Origin of the sequence: Lelliottia sp. JS-SCA-14 (genome assembly GCF_035593345.1) — a bacterium.
Classification (GTDB): domain Bacteria; phylum Pseudomonadota; class Gammaproteobacteria; order Enterobacterales; family Enterobacteriaceae; genus Enterobacter; species Enterobacter wanjuensis.
Genome location: NZ_CP141606.1, coordinates 1,203,589 through 1,219,298, shown reverse-complemented (window position 1 = coordinate 1,219,298; position 15,710 = coordinate 1,203,589). Strand labels below are relative to the sequence as shown.

At 56.9% G+C, this 15,710-nt stretch carries 13 protein-coding genes; 7 read left to right on the top strand and 6 right to left on the bottom strand.

Annotation, left to right across the window (positions count from 1 at the left end):
- The first annotated feature begins 131 nt into the window (after positions 1-131).
- Both U9O48_RS05640 and U9O48_RS05635 read left to right on the top strand, forming a co-directional pair.
- Entirely contained in the window at positions 132-1,046 is a 915-nt protein-coding gene (locus tag U9O48_RS05640; protein WP_285150535.1) for an SPFH domain-containing protein, read from the top strand.
- Positions 1,043-1,495 carry an NfeD family protein gene (locus U9O48_RS05635; RefSeq protein WP_282492576.1) on the top strand — a complete coding sequence of 151 codons (453 nt, stop codon included), beginning with the start codon at positions 1,043-1,045 and terminating at the stop codon, positions 1,493-1,495. The genes U9O48_RS05640 and U9O48_RS05635 overlap by 4 nt, the downstream gene beginning before the upstream one ends.
- Here the strand turns inward: U9O48_RS05635 and cueR are convergent.
- Complete coding sequence (gene cueR / locus U9O48_RS05630; protein WP_324723767.1) at positions 1,492-1,902, bottom strand: Cu(I)-responsive transcriptional regulator; 411 nt, start codon at positions 1,900-1,902, stop codon at positions 1,492-1,494. The genes U9O48_RS05635 and cueR overlap by 4 nt on opposite strands.
- Positions 1,903-2,010: 108 nt before the next feature.
- Here cueR and copA point away from each other — a divergent pair, with 108 nt between their 5' ends.
- The 3 genes from copA to ybaK all read left to right on the top strand — a co-directional run bounded on the left by copA (position 2,011) and on the right by ybaK (position 6,130).
- The gene (gene copA, locus U9O48_RS05625) at positions 2,011-4,509 is read left to right on the top strand and encodes a copper-exporting P-type ATPase CopA (protein ID WP_324723765.1); all 2,499 of its coding nucleotides are present in this window, start codon (positions 2,011-2,013) and stop codon (positions 4,507-4,509) included.
- Between the two features lie 145 nt (positions 4,510-4,654).
- Positions 4,655-5,449: a TraB/GumN family protein gene (locus tag U9O48_RS05620; RefSeq protein WP_324723763.1), complete on the top strand. Its 795-nt coding sequence runs from the start codon at positions 4,655-4,657 to the stop codon at positions 5,447-5,449.
- 201 nt (positions 5,450-5,650) lie between these two features.
- On the top strand, positions 5,651-6,130 hold the full coding sequence (gene ybaK, locus U9O48_RS05615; protein ID WP_285146751.1) for a Cys-tRNA(Pro)/Cys-tRNA(Cys) deacylase YbaK: 480 nt from the start codon (positions 5,651-5,653) through the stop codon (positions 6,128-6,130).
- A 120-nt stretch (positions 6,131-6,250) separates the two neighbouring features.
- On the opposite strand, the gene U9O48_RS05610 is transcribed toward ybaK, so the two are convergent.
- Entirely contained in the window at positions 6,251-7,408 is a 1,158-nt protein-coding gene (locus tag U9O48_RS05610) for a DDE-type integrase/transposase/recombinase (protein ID WP_324723013.1), read from the bottom strand.
- Positions 7,409-7,516: 108 nt separating this feature from the next.
- Positions 7,517-9,169 carry a bifunctional UDP-sugar hydrolase/5'-nucleotidase UshA gene (gene ushA, locus U9O48_RS05605; protein WP_282492581.1) on the bottom strand — a complete coding sequence of 551 codons (1,653 nt, stop codon included), beginning with the start codon at positions 9,167-9,169 and terminating at the stop codon, positions 7,517-7,519.
- 163 nt (positions 9,170-9,332) lie between these two features.
- Between ushA and U9O48_RS05600 the strand changes: the two genes are divergently transcribed.
- Both U9O48_RS05600 and ybaL read left to right on the top strand, forming a co-directional pair.
- Positions 9,333-10,553: an MFS transporter gene (locus U9O48_RS05600; RefSeq protein WP_324723761.1), complete on the top strand. Its 1,221-nt coding sequence runs from the start codon at positions 9,333-9,335 to the stop codon at positions 10,551-10,553.
- A 232-nt stretch (positions 10,554-10,785) separates the two neighbouring features.
- Positions 10,786-12,462, top strand: a complete 1,677-nt coding sequence (ybaL, locus tag U9O48_RS05595) for a YbaL family putative K(+) efflux transporter (protein ID WP_282492583.1) — start codon at positions 10,786-10,788, stop codon at positions 12,460-12,462.
- A 76-nt stretch (positions 12,463-12,538) separates the two neighbouring features.
- Here the strand turns inward: ybaL and U9O48_RS05590 are convergent, their stop codons facing one another.
- The 3 genes from U9O48_RS05590 to adk all read right to left on the bottom strand — a co-directional run bounded on the left by U9O48_RS05590 (position 12,539) and on the right by adk (position 15,670).
- The gene (locus U9O48_RS05590; protein ID WP_285145181.1) at positions 12,539-13,843 is read right to left on the bottom strand and encodes an inosine/guanosine kinase; all 1,305 of its coding nucleotides are present in this window, start codon (positions 13,841-13,843) and stop codon (positions 12,539-12,541) included.
- 62 nt (positions 13,844-13,905) lie between these two features.
- Positions 13,906-14,868: a ferrochelatase gene (gene hemH, locus U9O48_RS05585; protein WP_285145182.1), complete on the bottom strand. Its 963-nt coding sequence runs from the start codon at positions 14,866-14,868 to the stop codon at positions 13,906-13,908.
- A gap of 157 nt (positions 14,869-15,025) precedes the next feature.
- On the bottom strand, positions 15,026-15,670 hold the full coding sequence (gene adk / locus U9O48_RS05580; RefSeq protein WP_100777364.1) for an adenylate kinase: 645 nt from the start codon (positions 15,668-15,670) through the stop codon (positions 15,026-15,028).
- Positions 15,671-15,710: the final 40 nt, after the last annotated feature.

Genomic DNA, 15,710 nt, shown 5'->3' with positions numbered 1-15,710 from the left:
TCTGCTTCGTCTCAATATTGTAAACAGGTTAATGGATTAGAGGCGAACTTCCCTTCAATAGTCGATATACTTAAGTTCAACAAACGAGCAATTTTTGTGACTACACGGAATGCAGAACAGGAGGTTTTTTCATGTTGATCGTTATCCCTATCCTTATTTTTGTGGTGCTGGTGATCGTCGGCGCAGGCGTGAAGATCGTGCCACAGGGCTATCAGTGGACGGTCGAACGCTTCGGTCGTTACACCAACACCCTCCAGCCAGGCCTGAGCCTCATCGTCCCGTTCATGGACCGCATCGGGCGTAAAATCAACATGATGGAACAGGTGCTGGATATCCCTTCCCAGGAGATCATCTCGCGCGATAACGCTAACGTCACCATCGATGCCGTCTGCTTTATTCAGGTGATCGACGCGCCGAAAGCCGCCTATGAGGTGAGCAATCTTGAGCTGGCGATCATCAACCTGACGATGACCAACATCCGTACCGTGCTGGGCTCGATGGAGCTGGATGAAATGCTCTCTCAGCGCGACAACATCAACACCCGCCTGCTGCATATCGTCGATGAAGCCACCAATCCGTGGGGGATTAAAGTCACCCGTATTGAAATCCGCGACGTGCGCCCACCGGCAGAGCTGATTTCGTCGATGAACGCCCAGATGAAAGCCGAGCGAACCAAGCGTGCGTACATCCTTGAGGCCGAAGGGGTGCGTCAGGCAGAGATCCTGAAAGCCGAAGGGGAAAAACAATCCCAGATCCTGAAAGCCGAAGGCGAACGTCAGTCGGCCTTCCTGCAGGCAGAAGCCCGTGAACGTTCCGCCGAAGCAGAAGCGCGAGCCACGCAGATGGTGTCGGAAGCCATCGCGGCCGGTGATATCCAGGCGATTAACTACTTTGTGGCGCAGAAATATACCGATGCGCTGCAGAAAATTGGCTCGGCCAATAACAGCAAAGTTGTCATGATGCCGCTCGAAGCCAGCAGCCTGATGGGCTCTATCGCCGGGATCGCGGAGCTTATCAAGGACAGCGGAGATGAGCGCAAAAAATGATTGAGATGATTGCAGCACACCCTCATGTTTTCTGGCTGAGCCTTGGCGGGCTGCTGCTGGCGGCTGAGATGCTGGGCGGCAACGGGTATCTGCTCTGGAGCGGTGTCGCGGCTGTGATCACCGGGCTGTTGGTCTGGGTCACGCCGTTCGGCTGGGAGTGGCAAGGTGCCCTCTTCGCCGTGCTGACGCTGATCGCCGCCTGGCTGTGGTATCAATGGCTGTCACGCCAGGTGCGCAGGCAAAAACCGGCTGATGGCGCACTCAACAGGCGCGGGCAGCAGCTGGTCGGCCAGCGCTATACGCTGGATACCACGCTCATCAATGGCCGCGGACACGTCCGCGTCGGGGACAGCACCTGGCCAGTGGTGGCCGATGAGGATCTCGTCGCGGGGACACGCATCGAAGTCATCGCGGTCGAAGGGATTACGCTGCGGGTAAAAGCCAGCTAAACGCTGGTCTTACGATGACAGCAGCCGGAGAGATTATCGATAATCGGACAGTCAGCGCTGTCATCCCCAGGGCAGGATTCCGCAAGCGACAGCAGCTGGTCGCGCATTGCCTGGAGCTCCACGATATGGCGCTCAATCTCCGCCACCTTTTCCAGGGTGCGTTTTTTCACATCGGCGCTGTGCCGTTTGGGATCGTTGAACAGATGGACCAGCTCGCCGCACTCTTCGAGGTTAAACCCGACCTGGCGTGCCTGACGCAGTAGCGTGAGTTCATCGAGGTGCAGCTGGGTGTAACTCCGGTAGCCGTTCTCACTGCGCAGCGGCGCCGTCACCAGCCCCTTCTCCTCATAAAAACGAATCGCTTTGCTGGTTAACCCGGTTTTTTTCGCCACATCACTGATATTCACATTTCCCCCTTGACCTTCCCCTTGATGGAAGGTTTAACCTTCATAACAGTCAGCTAAACACATTATGTTGGTCAATCGTTGACCGGATAATCATACAGGAGTTTTGCTATGTCTCACACAATCAACCTGACCCTGGATGGCCTCTCCTGCGGTCATTGCGTCAAACGCGTGAAAGAAAGTCTCGAACAACGTCCCGACGTTGAACGTGCCGATGTAACCGTCGAAAGCGCCGTCGTCACCGGCAGCGCCAGCGCTGAAGCGCTGATCGATACCGTAAAACAAGCCGGTTATGGGGCGGAGCTCAGCCACCCAAAGGCTAAACCGCTGACAGAGTCATCAATCCCGTCGGAAGCACTGACAGCGGCGACCCCTGAGCTTCCGGCAGCCCATGACATTGACGACAGCCAACAGCTGCTGATCAACGGCATGAGCTGCGCCAGCTGCGTCTCTCGCGTACAAAATGCGTTGCAGGCCGTACCGGGCGTCTCACAGGCGCGGGTGAATCTGGCGGAACGCACGGCGCTGATTATGGGCAGTGCGTCCGCCGCAGAATTAGTGCAGGCGGTGGAAAAAGCAGGCTACGGCGCGGAGGCCATCGAAGATGATGTGAAACGCCGCGAACGCCAGCAAGAGACCGCCATCGCCACCATGAAACGCTTCCGTTGGCAGGCGATTGTCGCCCTGCTGGTCGGTATTCCGGTGATGGTGTGGGGCATGCTCGGCGACAACATGATGGTCACCGACGACAACCGCACGCTGTGGCTGGTGATTGGTGTCATCACGCTGGGCGTAATGGTCTTCGCGGGTGGACATTTCTATACCAGCGCCTGGAAGAGCCTGAAAAATCGCACTGCGACCATGGATACGCTGGTCGCTCTCGGCACCGGCGCGGCGTGGCTCTATTCGATGAGCGTGAACGTCTGGCCCCAGTGGTTCCCGATGGAAGCGCGGCATCTTTATTACGAAGCGAGCGCGATGATTATTGGTCTGATCAACTTAGGCCATATGCTCGAAGCCCGCGCCCGACAGCGTTCATCCAAAGCGCTGGAGCGACTGCTCGATCTCACCCCGCCGTCGGCCCGCGTGGTGACGGATGAAGGCGAAATCAGCCTGCAGCTCGCCGAAGTGCAGCCAGGCATGACGCTGCGCTTAACCACCGGCGATCGCGTCCCGGTCGACGGTGAAATCACGCAAGGTGAAGCCTGGCTGGATGAAGCCATGCTGACGGGCGAGCCGGTGCCGCAGCAAAAATCCGCCGGTGATGCCGTTCACGCCGGGACGGTGGTGCAGGACGGCAGCGTGCTGTTCCGCGCCAGTGCGGTTGGCAGCCACACGACGCTGTCGCGCATCATCCGCATGGTGCGTCAGGCGCAAAGCAGCAAGCCCGAGATCGGCCAGCTTGCTGATAAAATCTCCGCCATTTTTGTGCCGGTCGTGGTGGGGATCGCCCTGTTCAGCGCCGCCATCTGGTACTTCTTTGGCCCGGCGCCGCAGATTGTCTATACGCTGGTGATTGCGACCACGGTGCTGATCATTGCCTGTCCGTGTGCCTTAGGGCTGGCGACGCCGATGTCGATCATTTCCGGCGTGGGCCGCGCGGCTGAGTTTGGTGTGCTGGTTCGCGACGCCGATGCCCTCCAGCGTGCCAGCACGCTGGATACGCTGGTGTTTGATAAAACCGGTACCCTGACCGAAGGGAAACCGCAGGTGGTGGCGGTGAGAACCGTCGCGCACTCTGAAGAGGATGCGTTGCGTCTCGCGGCGGCGCTGGAACAAGGCTCCAGCCATCCGCTGGCACGAGCCATTCTTGAGAAAGCCGGAAATACTACTTTGCCGCAGGTGAACAACTTCCGCACCCTGCGCGGTCTGGGGGTCAGCGGTGAGGTGGATGGACAAAGGTTGCTGCTCGGTAACAAAGCGCTGCTTACCGAGAACGGAATTGATACCAGCGCGCTGGATGATGAATTAACCGCGCAGGCTTCCCTGGGGGCCACGCCGGTGCTGTTGGCGGTCGATGGCAAAGCGGCGGCGCTGTTCGCCATTCGCGATCCGCTGCGCGCCGACAGCGTGGCCGCGCTGAAGCGGCTGCATCAGGCGGGCTATCGTCTGGTGATGTTGACCGGCGATAACCCGACCACCGCCAATGCCATTGCGAAGGAAGCGGGCATCGACGAAGTGATCGCGGGCGTGCTGCCCGATGGCAAAGCCGATGCGATTATTAAACTGCAAAGCCAGGGCCGTCAGGTGGCGATGGTCGGTGACGGCATTAACGATGCGCCCGCGCTGGCACAGGCGGATGTCGGGATCGCGATGGGCGGCGGGAGCGATGTGGCGATTGAGACCGCGGCGATTACGCTGATGCGTCACAGCCTGATGGGCGTGGCCGATGCGCTGGCGATCTCGAAAGCGACGCTGCGCAACATGAAGCAAAACCTGCTTGGGGCGTTTATCTATAACTCGCTGGGTATTCCGATTGCCGCGGGGATCCTGTGGCCGCTGACCGGGACTCTGCTTAACCCTGTGGTTGCGGGGGCTGCGATGGCGCTGTCGTCCATTACCGTAGTGAGTAACGCCAACCGGTTGTTGCGCTTTAAACCAAAAGCGTAATCTGACCTTGTAGGCCGGGTAAGGCGAAGCCGCCACCCGGCATTTTTTGCCTGATGGCGGCTTCGCCTTATCAGGCCTACAAATGCATCAGTTGCACCTTCAATCCCCACGCGCTAGCATGAACTTTTCCATGAATGGAGCGCGTATGAGTCTGTTTCGTCGTATAAAAACCACCTTCCGCGCTCTGTTTCCCCGCCGCTATCCCTGGCCGGGGCTGGATATTTCCCTGCCGGGCGGTCAGCATCTGCATCTGGTCGGCAGCATCCACATGGGCACGCGCGATATGTCGCCGTTGCCTCCTGCCCTGCTCCAGCTGTTGCGCAAAGCCGATGCGCTGATCGTCGAAGCGGATATTTCCGGCAGCGAATCCCCCTTTGCGAACCTTGATATTCCCCCTCCGCTGAGCGAGCGCCTCAACGAATCGCAGCTTGCCGAGCTTGAGCGTGTGGCCGATGAGCTGGGGCTCTCCCTTTCCATGCTGGAAACTCAGCCCCTGTGGCAAATCGCGATGGTATTGCAGGCCACGCAGGCCCAGCGTCTGGGTTTGCGCGGGGAATTCGGTATCGATTATCAGTTGCTGAACGCGGCTCGCGCGCGCCATCTTTCTATTATCGAACTGGAGGGCGCCGACAGTCAGGTTGCCCTTTTGCGCCAGCTCCCCGAGGACGGTCTGCTGCTGCTGGATGACACCCTCACCCACTGGCACACCAACGCGAGGCTGTTGCAGATGATGATCGGCTGGTGGCTTGATACGCCGCCCGCCAACGGCAAGCTGGAGCTGCCCTCGACCTTTAGCGAATCGCTGTACGATGTGTTGATGCATGAGCGCAATCAGGCCTGGCGAGAAACCTTACACAGACTGCCTGCTGGCCGTTACGTGGTGGCTGTGGGAGCGTTGCATCTGTACGGGGAAGGGAATTTGCCGTCACTGTTGAAATAAAAAAAATGGCCAATATTTCTATTGGCCCGTCAAAGAGGAATTTCATCGTTATTATTATGCCGAAGGAGACCTTCGGTCAGAGCCGATTGTCGCTCAAAGTAACCATCACTGCCAATACTATTGCGCAAGATGGTGCTATTTTTTAGACAACTGTCAGGCGTATGCTCTGCGTGTAAATTGTCTGTGGTAAGAAGGATCATTATGACTCCCGCCGTTAAATTACTCGAAAAAAATAAAATATTCTTCCGGATCCATACTTACGATCACGACCCCAGCGAAACCAACTTTGGCGACGAAGTGGTCCGTAAACTCGGCCTGAACGCCGATCAGGTCTATAAAACTCTGCTGGTCGCGGTGAACGGGGATATGAAGCACCTGGCCGTGGCGGTGACGCCTGTGGCCGGTCAGCTGGATTTAAAGAAAGTCGCCAAAGCGCTGGGCGCGAAAAAGGTCGACATGGCAGACCCGATGGTTGCGCAACGCACGACGGGCTATCTGGTCGGTGGGATTAGCCCTCTCGGGCAGAAAAAACGCCTGCCGACGCTGATTGACGCGCCGTCGCAGACCTTTGACACCATCTACATTTCCGGCGGTAAGCGCGGGCTGGATATTGAGCTGGCGGCGGGCGATCTGGCGAAAATGCTGGATGCGAAATTCGCAGATATTGCGCGCCGGGATTAAATAAAGCCGGGTGGCGGCTACGCCTTACCCGGCCTACGTTCGAACTTGTAGGCCCGGTAAGCGAAGTGTATGACCGGATACATAGGTGACAGATCAGACCGGGAACATAGGTAACACTTTCTAGTCTATCCGGACCACACTCTCGGTTTTTCGGTCGTAGTACGCAAGCGTTATTCCATTAAAGATGATGGCCTCCAGGCCATCATCCTGTTCTTCCAGCATAATGCATTCGCCAGTCAGGGCTTCACTCAGGAACACCGTCCCCTTTTTACCCATATACAGCGTGCCCCTCGATTTGACTCTGTACACCATACCCCCTGCCGGATAAGCGTATTCAGGAACCCTGCCATCCCACTGCCGGCCTGAGGGTTGCCACACCGTTCCGGGCGTTGCGCCCGCCAGGGCTTCATGCGGCCTTTCGTAGTTAAACTCTTCCCGGTAATGGCTGAACCAGCGCTGCTGCTCTTCCATCGTCATGAAGGTATTGCCATGCCGCAGGGCGCTCTTCAGCGAACGGTGCATGCGTTCATGACGTCCGTTCTCCTCCGGATGTCCCAGCCGGATACGCTCCGGCCTGACACCCAGCTTTATCAGCCAGACCGCAAGACGGCTTAATCCGGCGATACCCGTCCCGGCGAACGGCTGGCCGTTGTCGGTTCTGAGCACATCCGGGAGCCCGTATTCCAGGAACGCCTCCGTCAGGCACTGTCGGACGAACGGCTCGCTCTCCCGGTCTGTTCCGCGACAGCTCAGGAGATACCGGCTGTGGTTATCGGTCAGGGTGAAGGGATGGCAGTACTCCCTGCTCAGCAGTCTGAACTTGCCTTTAAAATCAGCGCTCCAGACCTGATTGTTTTCACTGACCCTGGTCAGCGGCTGACGATTTCCCGGTGTCCTGCGCTTACGTTTTTTATCCGGTACGAGGCCTTCGCGTTTGAGGATATCGCCGATGGTGCTGGCCGCGGGCACGGTAAAATCGACAGCGTGGTTGAGACACCACATCCGCAGTTTTTTAGGCCCCCAGTCCGGGTGTTTTTGCCGTAATGCCGTCAGATAACCGGCGATGTCATCCGGGACAGAGCGGGACGAGGAGTGGGGTGCCCGCGAGCGGTCGAAGAGCGAGGAAGGGTCAGAAGGTTCGAAGCGCTGAAGCCACTTGTAGCCGGTTTTGCGGCTGATGCCGAAGAGACGGCAAAGGGCAGAAAAGGAGTCCGCGCCTGCATGGCAGGCACGGATAAATTCAAGGCGTTGCATAGGTCGGGTCTCAGTCCAGGGCATAGTGAGTCTCCTCTTCTATGCCAGTTATAACTGTTACCCATGTATCCGGTCTAAAGTGTTACCCATGTTTCCGGTTCATACCGAAGCGCCACCGGGCACAACCCCCCGCTACTGCCAGCTCACCTCACCTTTCGGCTCGTACGCATTCACATCCAGCGGTGAATTCTGCTGAATAAACTGCTTCAGCACTTCGGCGTCGATAAAGCCGGTATTCACGTAGCCCGGTTTGTTGTCGATATGCGGATAGCCATCGCCGCCCGTGGCGTTAAAGCTCAGAGTCGCCATGCGGTAGGTTTTTGATGGGTCAACCGGCTCGCCTTTGATTTTCAGATCGTTGAGCTTACCGTCTTTCGCCACAAAACTGACGTTCGCAAACTGCGGATAGGCCCCCGAGTCCGGTTTCATTTGCGCAACGGCGGTGAGATAGTCGATCACCTCTTTCCCGCTCATATCCGCATACACCACGATGTTGCCGAACGGCTGAACCTTCAGCACATTTTTGTAGGTGATATCCCCCGCTTCGATGGAGTCACGCACACCGCCGCCGCTCATTACCGCAAAGTCGGCGTTAGTGCGCGCCATTTGCGCAGCCAGCAGCAGGCGTCCCATGTTGGTCTGCACGAAGCGCACCTTGCTGCGATCGCCTTCAAGGCGGCCATTCACCGTACCGATTTTCACGTCGAGCTGTGCTTTGCCTTTGTTCTGGAACGGCGTCAGGAGCGACAGCATCTGGGCGTTTTCAGCGATTTCTGGAGTGTAAAGTACGCGCTCACTTTTCCCGTCGTCATAGGTGACTTTCTTCTTCAGATTCACCGGGATCAGCTGGTAGCGCACCATTTTCATTTCGCCGTTGCGGAATTCAAAGTCTGCGCGACCGACGTATTTGCCCCACTCGTGGGCCTGAACAATCCAGATCCCGTTCTGGCGATCCGGCGCGCACGGCGTGCCCGGTACGTAATCGACCTGCTTTTTGTTCTCGGATGCCATGCATACCGGATCTTGTGAGTGACCACCCACAATCATCGCCAGCGCGCCCGCGGGCAGGCTGCGCGCCATCTCCACGTCGCCCGGTGCATTCGAGCCGTGCTCGCCGTTATCGTAGTGTCCCATGTGGGTGGTAGCGATAATCACATCTGGCTTTTCGTTTTGATTCAGCTCCTGAATCACCAGCTTCGCTTCGTCAGCCGGTTTGCGGAATTCGATGTCTGTGAAATACTCCGGATTGCCGATTTTGGCCGTGTCGTCGGTGGTTAAACCGATGACGGCAATTTTCAGATCGTCGCGTTTGAATAACGCCCAGGGTTTAAACAGGCGCTCGCCGGTGCTCTTCTGATAAATATTGGCGGAGAGGAACGGGAATTTGGACCACTTTTCCTGCTGACGCAGCACGGTTAACGGATTGTCGAACTCGTGGTTGCCGACGGCCATGGCGTCATAGCCGATTAAATTCATGCCGCGGAAATCCGGCTCGGCGTCCTGCAAATCGGACTCCGGCACGCCGGTGTTGATGTCGCCGCCTGACAGCAGCAATACGCTCCCGCCCTCGGCTGCCACCTCTTTACGAATGCCGTCCACCAGCGTTTTTTGCGCCGCCAGGCCGTATTCACCGTATTCGCTGCGCCAAAAATGGCCGTGATGATCGTTGGTATGCAGAATGGTGATTTTATATGTTTTATCTTTTTCATACGCCTGCGCAGGCTGGCTTGCCAGCGCCCATGCGGCTATCAGCGCCAACGCGACGCCTCGCTTCATCAACTTCATATTCTCGCTCCCTGACCAAAAGACAAACGCAAAAATTACAATGAGTAAGAAGAATAGACAAATATGTTTTCAGAAATGCGACTTTCTTCAAAACTCACACACAGGTATGTTAGCGGGATAATAATGACACCCTGCACTTCTCTTAACAAAAGACGTGGTATTTATGGCAATCAGTGAATCAACTCCGCCTGTTACGGGCACCCCGGCGTCTGAGCCAAAATCGCGCACGGCATTTGGTATTTTAGGCGCCATCAGTCTGTCGCATCTGCTTAATGATATGATTCAGTCGCTGATTCTGGCGATCTATCCCCTGCTGCAGTCAGAATTCTCATTAACCTTCGTACAGATCGGGATGATCACCCTGACCTTCCAGATGGCGTCGTCCCTGCTCCAGCCGGTCGTCGGTTACTGGACGGATAAGTATCCGATGCCCTGGTCGCTGCCCATCGGCATGTGCTTCACTCTGAGCGGCCTGGTACTGCTGGCGCTGGCGGGAAGCTTTGAGATGGTGCTTATCGCCGCCGCGCTGGTCGGGACCGGTTCGTCGGTGTTCCACCCTGAGTCGTCACGCGTGGCACGTATGGCCTCCGGCGGGCGTCACGGTCTGGCGCAGTCGTTGTTCCAGGTTGGCGGTAACTTCGGCAGCTCCCTCGGTCCGCTACTGGCCGCTGTCATCATTGCGCCTTACGGAAAAGGTAACGTTGCGTGGTTCGTCCTGGCAGCGCTGCTGGCTATCGTGGTGCTGATTCAAATCAGCCGCTGGTATGCGGCGCAGCATCGTGTAAACAAGGGCAAACCTAAAGCAGCGATTATCAATCCGCTGCCGCGCGATAAGGTGATCCTGGCCGTGGGCATCCTGTTAGTGCTGATTTTCTCGAAATACTTCTATATGGCGAGCATCAGCAGCTATTACACCTTTTATCTGATGGAAAAATTCGGATTATCGGTACAAAACGCCCAGTTCCACCTGTTTGCCTTCCTGTTCGCGGTGGCAGCGGGAACCGTCATTGGCGGCCCTGTTGGCGATAAAATTGGTCGTAAATATGTGATTTGGGGCTCTATCCTCGGCGTTGCGCCCTTTACGCTTGTTTTACCCTACGCAAGCCTTGAATGGACGGGGATTTTAACCGTGATCATTGGCTTTATCCTCGCCTCCGCGTTTTCAGCCATCCTGGTGTATGCCCAGGAGCTGATGCCGGGCCGAATTGGTATGGTTTCCGGGCTGTTTTTCGGCTTTGCGTTTGGGATGGGAGGCCTTGGAGCGGCTGTGCTGGGGCTGGTCGCGGACCACACCAGCATTTTCCTGGTCTATAAAATCTGTGCTTTCCTGCCACTTCTGGGGATACTGACCATATTCCTGCCTGATTACCGCCATAAGGCGTAGTTTCCCTGCGGTCAAAGTAAACTTTGGCCGCATCTCTCTCCTAGTGCCATAAGGCTTTCCTCTTCATCCCTCCGGTAATTTGTCCTAATCTGCTTTTTTTAACGCTTATTGCTGTTTTATTCAAATTTCAACAATTATTCATAAACATAATGGCCGAAATTGTCATAAACTATTAATCGGCTTTTTGGTTTTTACGCCAAAAATGGAACACCTCACGACGAAAGGAGACGGAATGCATCACGCCACACCGCTTATCACCACCATTGTAGGTGGACTTGTGCTCGCCTTTATCCTTGGCATGATCGCCAACAAATTACGTATTTCTCCTCTCGTGGGCTATTTATTAGCGGGTGTGCTGGCGGGTCCGTTTACGCCAGGTTTTGTGGCGGATACCAAACTGGCTCCTGAACTGGCGGAATTAGGCGTGATTCTGCTGATGTTTGGCGTCGGTCTGCACTTTTCCTTGAAGGATCTGATGGCGGTAAAGCATATCGCCATACCCGGCGCGATCGCCCAGATAGGCGTGGCGACGTTGCTGGGGATGGCGCTTTCCGCTTTGCTTGGCTGGTCGCTGATGACCGGTATTGTATTCGGGCTGTGTCTCTCAACCGCCAGTACCGTGGTGCTGCTGCGCGCGCTTGAGGAGAGACAGCTGATAGACAGCCAGCGCGGGCAGATCGCCATCGGCTGGCTGATTGTTGAAGATCTGGTGATGGTCCTGACGCTGGTCCTGTTGCCTGCCGTCGCCGGGATGGTGGAAAAAGACAACGTCGGCTTTGCCTCGCTGGCGCTGGATATGAGCATTACCATCGGCAAAGTGATCGCCTTTATCGCCATTATGATGGTGGTGGGCCGCCGCCTGGTGCCGTGGATCCTCTCACGCAGCGCCGCCACCGGCTCTCGCGAGCTGTTTACCCTGTCGGTGCTGGCCCTGGCGCTGGGTATCGCCTTCGGCGCTGTTGAGCTGTTTGACGTCTCCTTTGCGCTGGGTGCATTCTTCGCCGGGATGGTGCTGAACGAATCTGAGCTGAGCCACCGCGCGGCGCACGATACCTTGCCGCTGCGCGATGCGTTCGCGGTCCTGTTCTTCGTCTCCGTCGGTATGCTGTTCGATCCGTTAATCCTGATCGAACAGCCGCTGGCCGTGCTCGGGACGCTGGCGATTATTATCTTCGGTAAATCCGTAGTGGCATTTGGTTTGGTACGTTTGTTCGGCCACTCGCCGCGCACGGCGCTGACCATCGCCGCCAGCCTTGCACAGATTGGTGAATTTGCCTTTATCCTCGCAAGCCTTGGCATGGCGCTGAACCTGCTGCCGCAGGCCGGGCAGAATCTGGTGCTGGCGGGGGCGATCCTCTCCATCATGCTTAACCCGGTACTGTTTGCGGTGCTCGAAAAATACCTCGATAAAACCGAAACGCTGGAAGAACAGACCCTGGAAGAAGCTATCGAAGAAGAGAAGCAGATCCCGGTGGATATTTGTAACCACGCCCTGCTGGTCGGCTTTGGCCGCGTGGGGAGCCTGCTCGGCGAGAAGCTGATGGCTCAGGGGATTCCGCTGGTGGTGATTGAAACCTCACGCACCCGGGTGGATGAGCTCCGCGCCCGCGGGATCCGCGCAGTGCTGGGCAATGCGGCGAACGAAGAGATCATGAATCTGGCGCATCTGGACTGTGCGCGCTGGCTGCTGCTGACCATCCCGAACGGTTACGAGGCGGGTGAAATCGTGACCACCGCGCGTGAGAAGTGCCCGAGCATTGAGATCATTGCCCGCGCGCATTATGACGACGAAGTGGAATACATTACCGAACGCGGGGCGAATCAGGTGGTGATGGGCGAGCGCGAGATTGCGAATACCATGATTACGCTGATTGAAAAGCCGCCGATTGAAGAGGCAGTGACGGGTTAAAAAAAGCCTGCTGGCGCTACGCTTAGCAGGCCTACTTTGTAGCCCCGGTTAGCCTAGCGCCACCGGGGAGCATTCCTCACCGATCCCAGTACGACTCTTCCAGACTGTCTTCCCGCTCCGGCAGGCCACGCGTTAAGCGCGGGGAATGCTGATTCAGCACCTGATAGCTCACACGGTTCGCGTACTTACACACCTGCGCCAGCGACGAATAGGTCAGCCAGCTGAGCTGATGTTTGCTGGAGTTCGGCACGTTGGTCCGGTGATAGGCGTTGGCGGTAATGTCGTGCAGCAGAGCGGCCAGCGCACCGTCGCCCGCGCCGTTGGTGTTCATGATCTTCTCCGGACCGCCCATGTACGGGGCAATGTGGGAGAAAATCCGCAGCGGATTCACGCAATCTTTATGACGCATCGCGCGGCTGAATTCGTACTGGTTGAACTCGGCAATCGCACCCGGCAGCAGCGGATGCTGAGTTTTTCGTTTGTTCTCTTCTTCGGTGAATCCGGCCATGAACAGGCCAATCGGTCCGGCGGTACAGAGTACCAGGTCCACCCAGTCCAGCGCTTTGTTGGACGCCAGCAGCGGATCGCTTTCCTCTGTCAGGGCTTCAGCTTCTTCTTCGTTCATCGCCAGAATCGAGACGTGCTCTTTCAGGAACGCCTGCCACCACTCCGGGTTGTCAGCGATGACAAACTTCGTGCCCAGCGTCAGCACTACCGGCACGTTGTATTTCTTCGCGTACTCCACCGCCTTCATGGTCGCTTCGGGCATCGGTTCGCCGGGCTTGCAGCGCACCAGATAGGAAGTCAGCACCAGCGCGGATGCCCCGGCAATCACCTCTTCCGGAATACTCTCGGCGCGCAGCTTGTTCATGTGCCCAGGGCTGATGGCAAAGGTGCGCTCGCCGGAGTCGCTGATCAGCGTAAAGCAGCGGCCAATCGCGCCGTCGACGCCCTGCAGGTAGTTCAGATCGGTACGGCTGGAGGTGTTGCAGAGGTAACGGTAGGCGTAGCCACCGATTTCGATATTGCGGCACATCACGCCCAGTAACACGGAGCGGTCATCGGCGAGCACCGAATAGTTGTGCATGGTGTTCCCGATAGTGCCACCCGCAAACTGATGGGTGATCAGGTTTTCGCGCACCAGTTCCTGATACAGCGCTTCGGCGACATCGTCTTCGATAACCAGCGAATGCCCGGAACTAAGCCCATAACGTGCGACAAACGCATCATCCACTTTTGCTTCGATATCCACCAGCGTCTGGTCGATGCCGACCACCCACGCAGCGTTGGTTTCATTGACCGGCTGAATTTGTTGCAGCAGCGGATCGCGGGCGTTGACAGGGAAATAATGCTTTGATTTGCGTTTACCGGGAAATTTCATGTTGAGGGCTGCGAGTGACTATTGGGCCGGAAATGGTAGCACAAACCCGGCCCACTGCGCGATTAGCGGCTTGCAGTCACCAGCGCCGCCATCATCTCGATATGCTCCGGCGAGTCGTTAAGTGCCGGAATATACTCATACTTTTCTCCCCCCGCCTCGAGGAAGAACTCCCGGTTTTGCACCGCGATCTCTTCCAGGGTTTCAAGGCAGTCCGCCGAGAAGCCCGGCGACATCACCTGAACATGCTTCACCCCCTTCTCGCCGAGCATCTTGAGGGTTTCATCGGTGTACGGCGTCAGCCAGGGTTCACGGCCAAAGCGCGACTGGAAGGTCATCATCACTTTCTCCGGCGGCAAGCCGAGGGCAGAAACCAACTCGCGAGTAGTGTCGCGACAGCGCTGCGGATAATCATCGCCTTCATCGGCGTAACGCTGCGGGATGCCGTGATATGAGAGCAGGAGCAGATCCGGCTCGCCGTGTTTAGCAAACGAGGCGCGCGCGCTGCTCACCAGCGCGGAGATGTAGAGTTCGTCTTCGGCATAGTCACGAATAAAGGTCACGCCCGGAATACGGCGACGCGTCGCCAGAATGCGCGCCAGTTCGTCCCAGACGGCAGCGACCGTCGAGCAGGAGTATTGCGGGTAAAGGGCCAGCACTACGATGTGGTCCACGTCCTGCGCGAGCAGCGCATCGACCGCGCTCTCGAGCGACGGTTTGCCGTAGCTCATTCCGAGTGCGACGGGCATATCCGGTAAACGGGCGGCCAGCGCTTTTTCCTGACGACGGCTGTAGACCATCAGCGGCGATCCCTCTTCCATCCACACGGACTGGTAGAGTTTCGCCACGCGGGGGGAACGAATCGGCAGAATGACACCGCGCAGCAGCGGCCACCACAGCAATCTCGGGGTATCCACGACGCGGGAGTCGCTTAAAAACTGTCGCAGGTAACGTTTCACTGCCGCAGGGGTTGGTGCTTCTGGAGTGCCCAGATTGGCAAGCAGGATGCCGGTTTTCGCCTGACTCATTCACGCCTCTTAACCATTTGAATAGCTAATGATTGTAACTGAAAAGCGGGGAAACGGAACAGATTGCAGAAATAGGTGGGGGTTGGGGTGCCGGATGGCGCTTCGCTTATCCGGCCTACAAAATGCTTTGAAGGCCGGATAAAACACGTGCCACACATTAGCCGAGGATTTTTTCCAGCTCTGCGCGCACGTCAGCGACAGCTTTGGTGCCGTCAACTTTTGCGTATTTGGTGTTGCCAGACTGCGCTTCTTTCGAGTAGTAGCCGATCAGTGGCGCGGTCATCTGATGGTATTCCACCAGGCGTTTACGCACGGTCTCTTCCTGATCGTCTTTACGCGTGGTCAGCTCTTCGCCGGTCACGTCGTCTTTGCCTTCCACTTTTGGTGGATTGAATTTGATGTGGTAAACGCGGCCAGAAGCAGCGTGTACGCGACGACCGATGATACGGTCAACGATCAGTTCGTCAGGTACGTCGAATTCCAGAACGTAGTCAACGTTGATACCCGCTTCTTTCATGGCGTCAGCCTGCGGAATGGTACGCGGGAAGCCGTCCAGCAGGAAACCGTTGCGGCAATCTTCCTGAGTGATGCGTTCTTTTACCAGCGCGATAACCAGTTCGTCAGTCACCAGTTTGCCTGCGTCCATGATGTCTTTCGCTTGTTTACCCAGCTCAGAGCCAGATTTAACAGCGGCACGCAGCATGTCACCCGTAGAGATTTGCGGAATACCGTATTTCTCCATGATGAACTGAGCCTGAGTTCCTTTACCCGCGCCCGGAGCGCCAAGCAGAATAATACGCATTGCGAAAATCCCCTCAAAAGTTGGTTCAATATTTCAAAAA

Coding starts and splice junctions, on each gene's coding strand:
- U9O48_RS05640 (WP_285150535.1), top strand. CDS start 132: ATGTTGATCGTTATCCCTATCCTTATTTTTGTGGTGCTGGTGATCGTC.
- U9O48_RS05635 (WP_282492576.1), top strand. CDS start 1,043: ATGATTGAGATGATTGCAGCACACCCTCATGTTTTCTGGCTGAGCCTT.
- copA (WP_324723765.1), top strand. CDS start 2,011: ATGTCTCACACAATCAACCTGACCCTGGATGGCCTCTCCTGCGGTCAT.
- U9O48_RS05620 (WP_324723763.1), top strand. CDS start 4,655: ATGAGTCTGTTTCGTCGTATAAAAACCACCTTCCGCGCTCTGTTTCCC.
- ybaK (WP_285146751.1), top strand. CDS start 5,651: ATGACTCCCGCCGTTAAATTACTCGAAAAAAATAAAATATTCTTCCGG.
- U9O48_RS05610 (WP_324723013.1), bottom strand. CDS start 7,408: ATGCCCTGGACTGAGACCCGACCTATGCAACGCCTTGAATTTATCCGT.
- ushA (WP_282492581.1), bottom strand. CDS start 9,169: ATGAAGTTGATGAAGCGAGGCGTCGCGTTGGCGCTGATAGCCGCATGG.
- U9O48_RS05600 (WP_324723761.1), top strand. CDS start 9,333: ATGGCAATCAGTGAATCAACTCCGCCTGTTACGGGCACCCCGGCGTCT.
- ybaL (WP_282492583.1), top strand. CDS start 10,786: ATGCATCACGCCACACCGCTTATCACCACCATTGTAGGTGGACTTGTG.
- U9O48_RS05590 (WP_285145181.1), bottom strand. CDS start 13,843: ATGAAATTTCCCGGTAAACGCAAATCAAAGCATTATTTCCCTGTCAAC.
- hemH (WP_285145182.1), bottom strand. CDS start 14,868: ATGAGTCAGGCGAAAACCGGCATCCTGCTTGCCAATCTGGGCACTCCA.
- adk (WP_100777364.1), bottom strand. CDS start 15,670: ATGCGTATTATTCTGCTTGGCGCTCCGGGCGCGGGTAAAGGAACTCAG.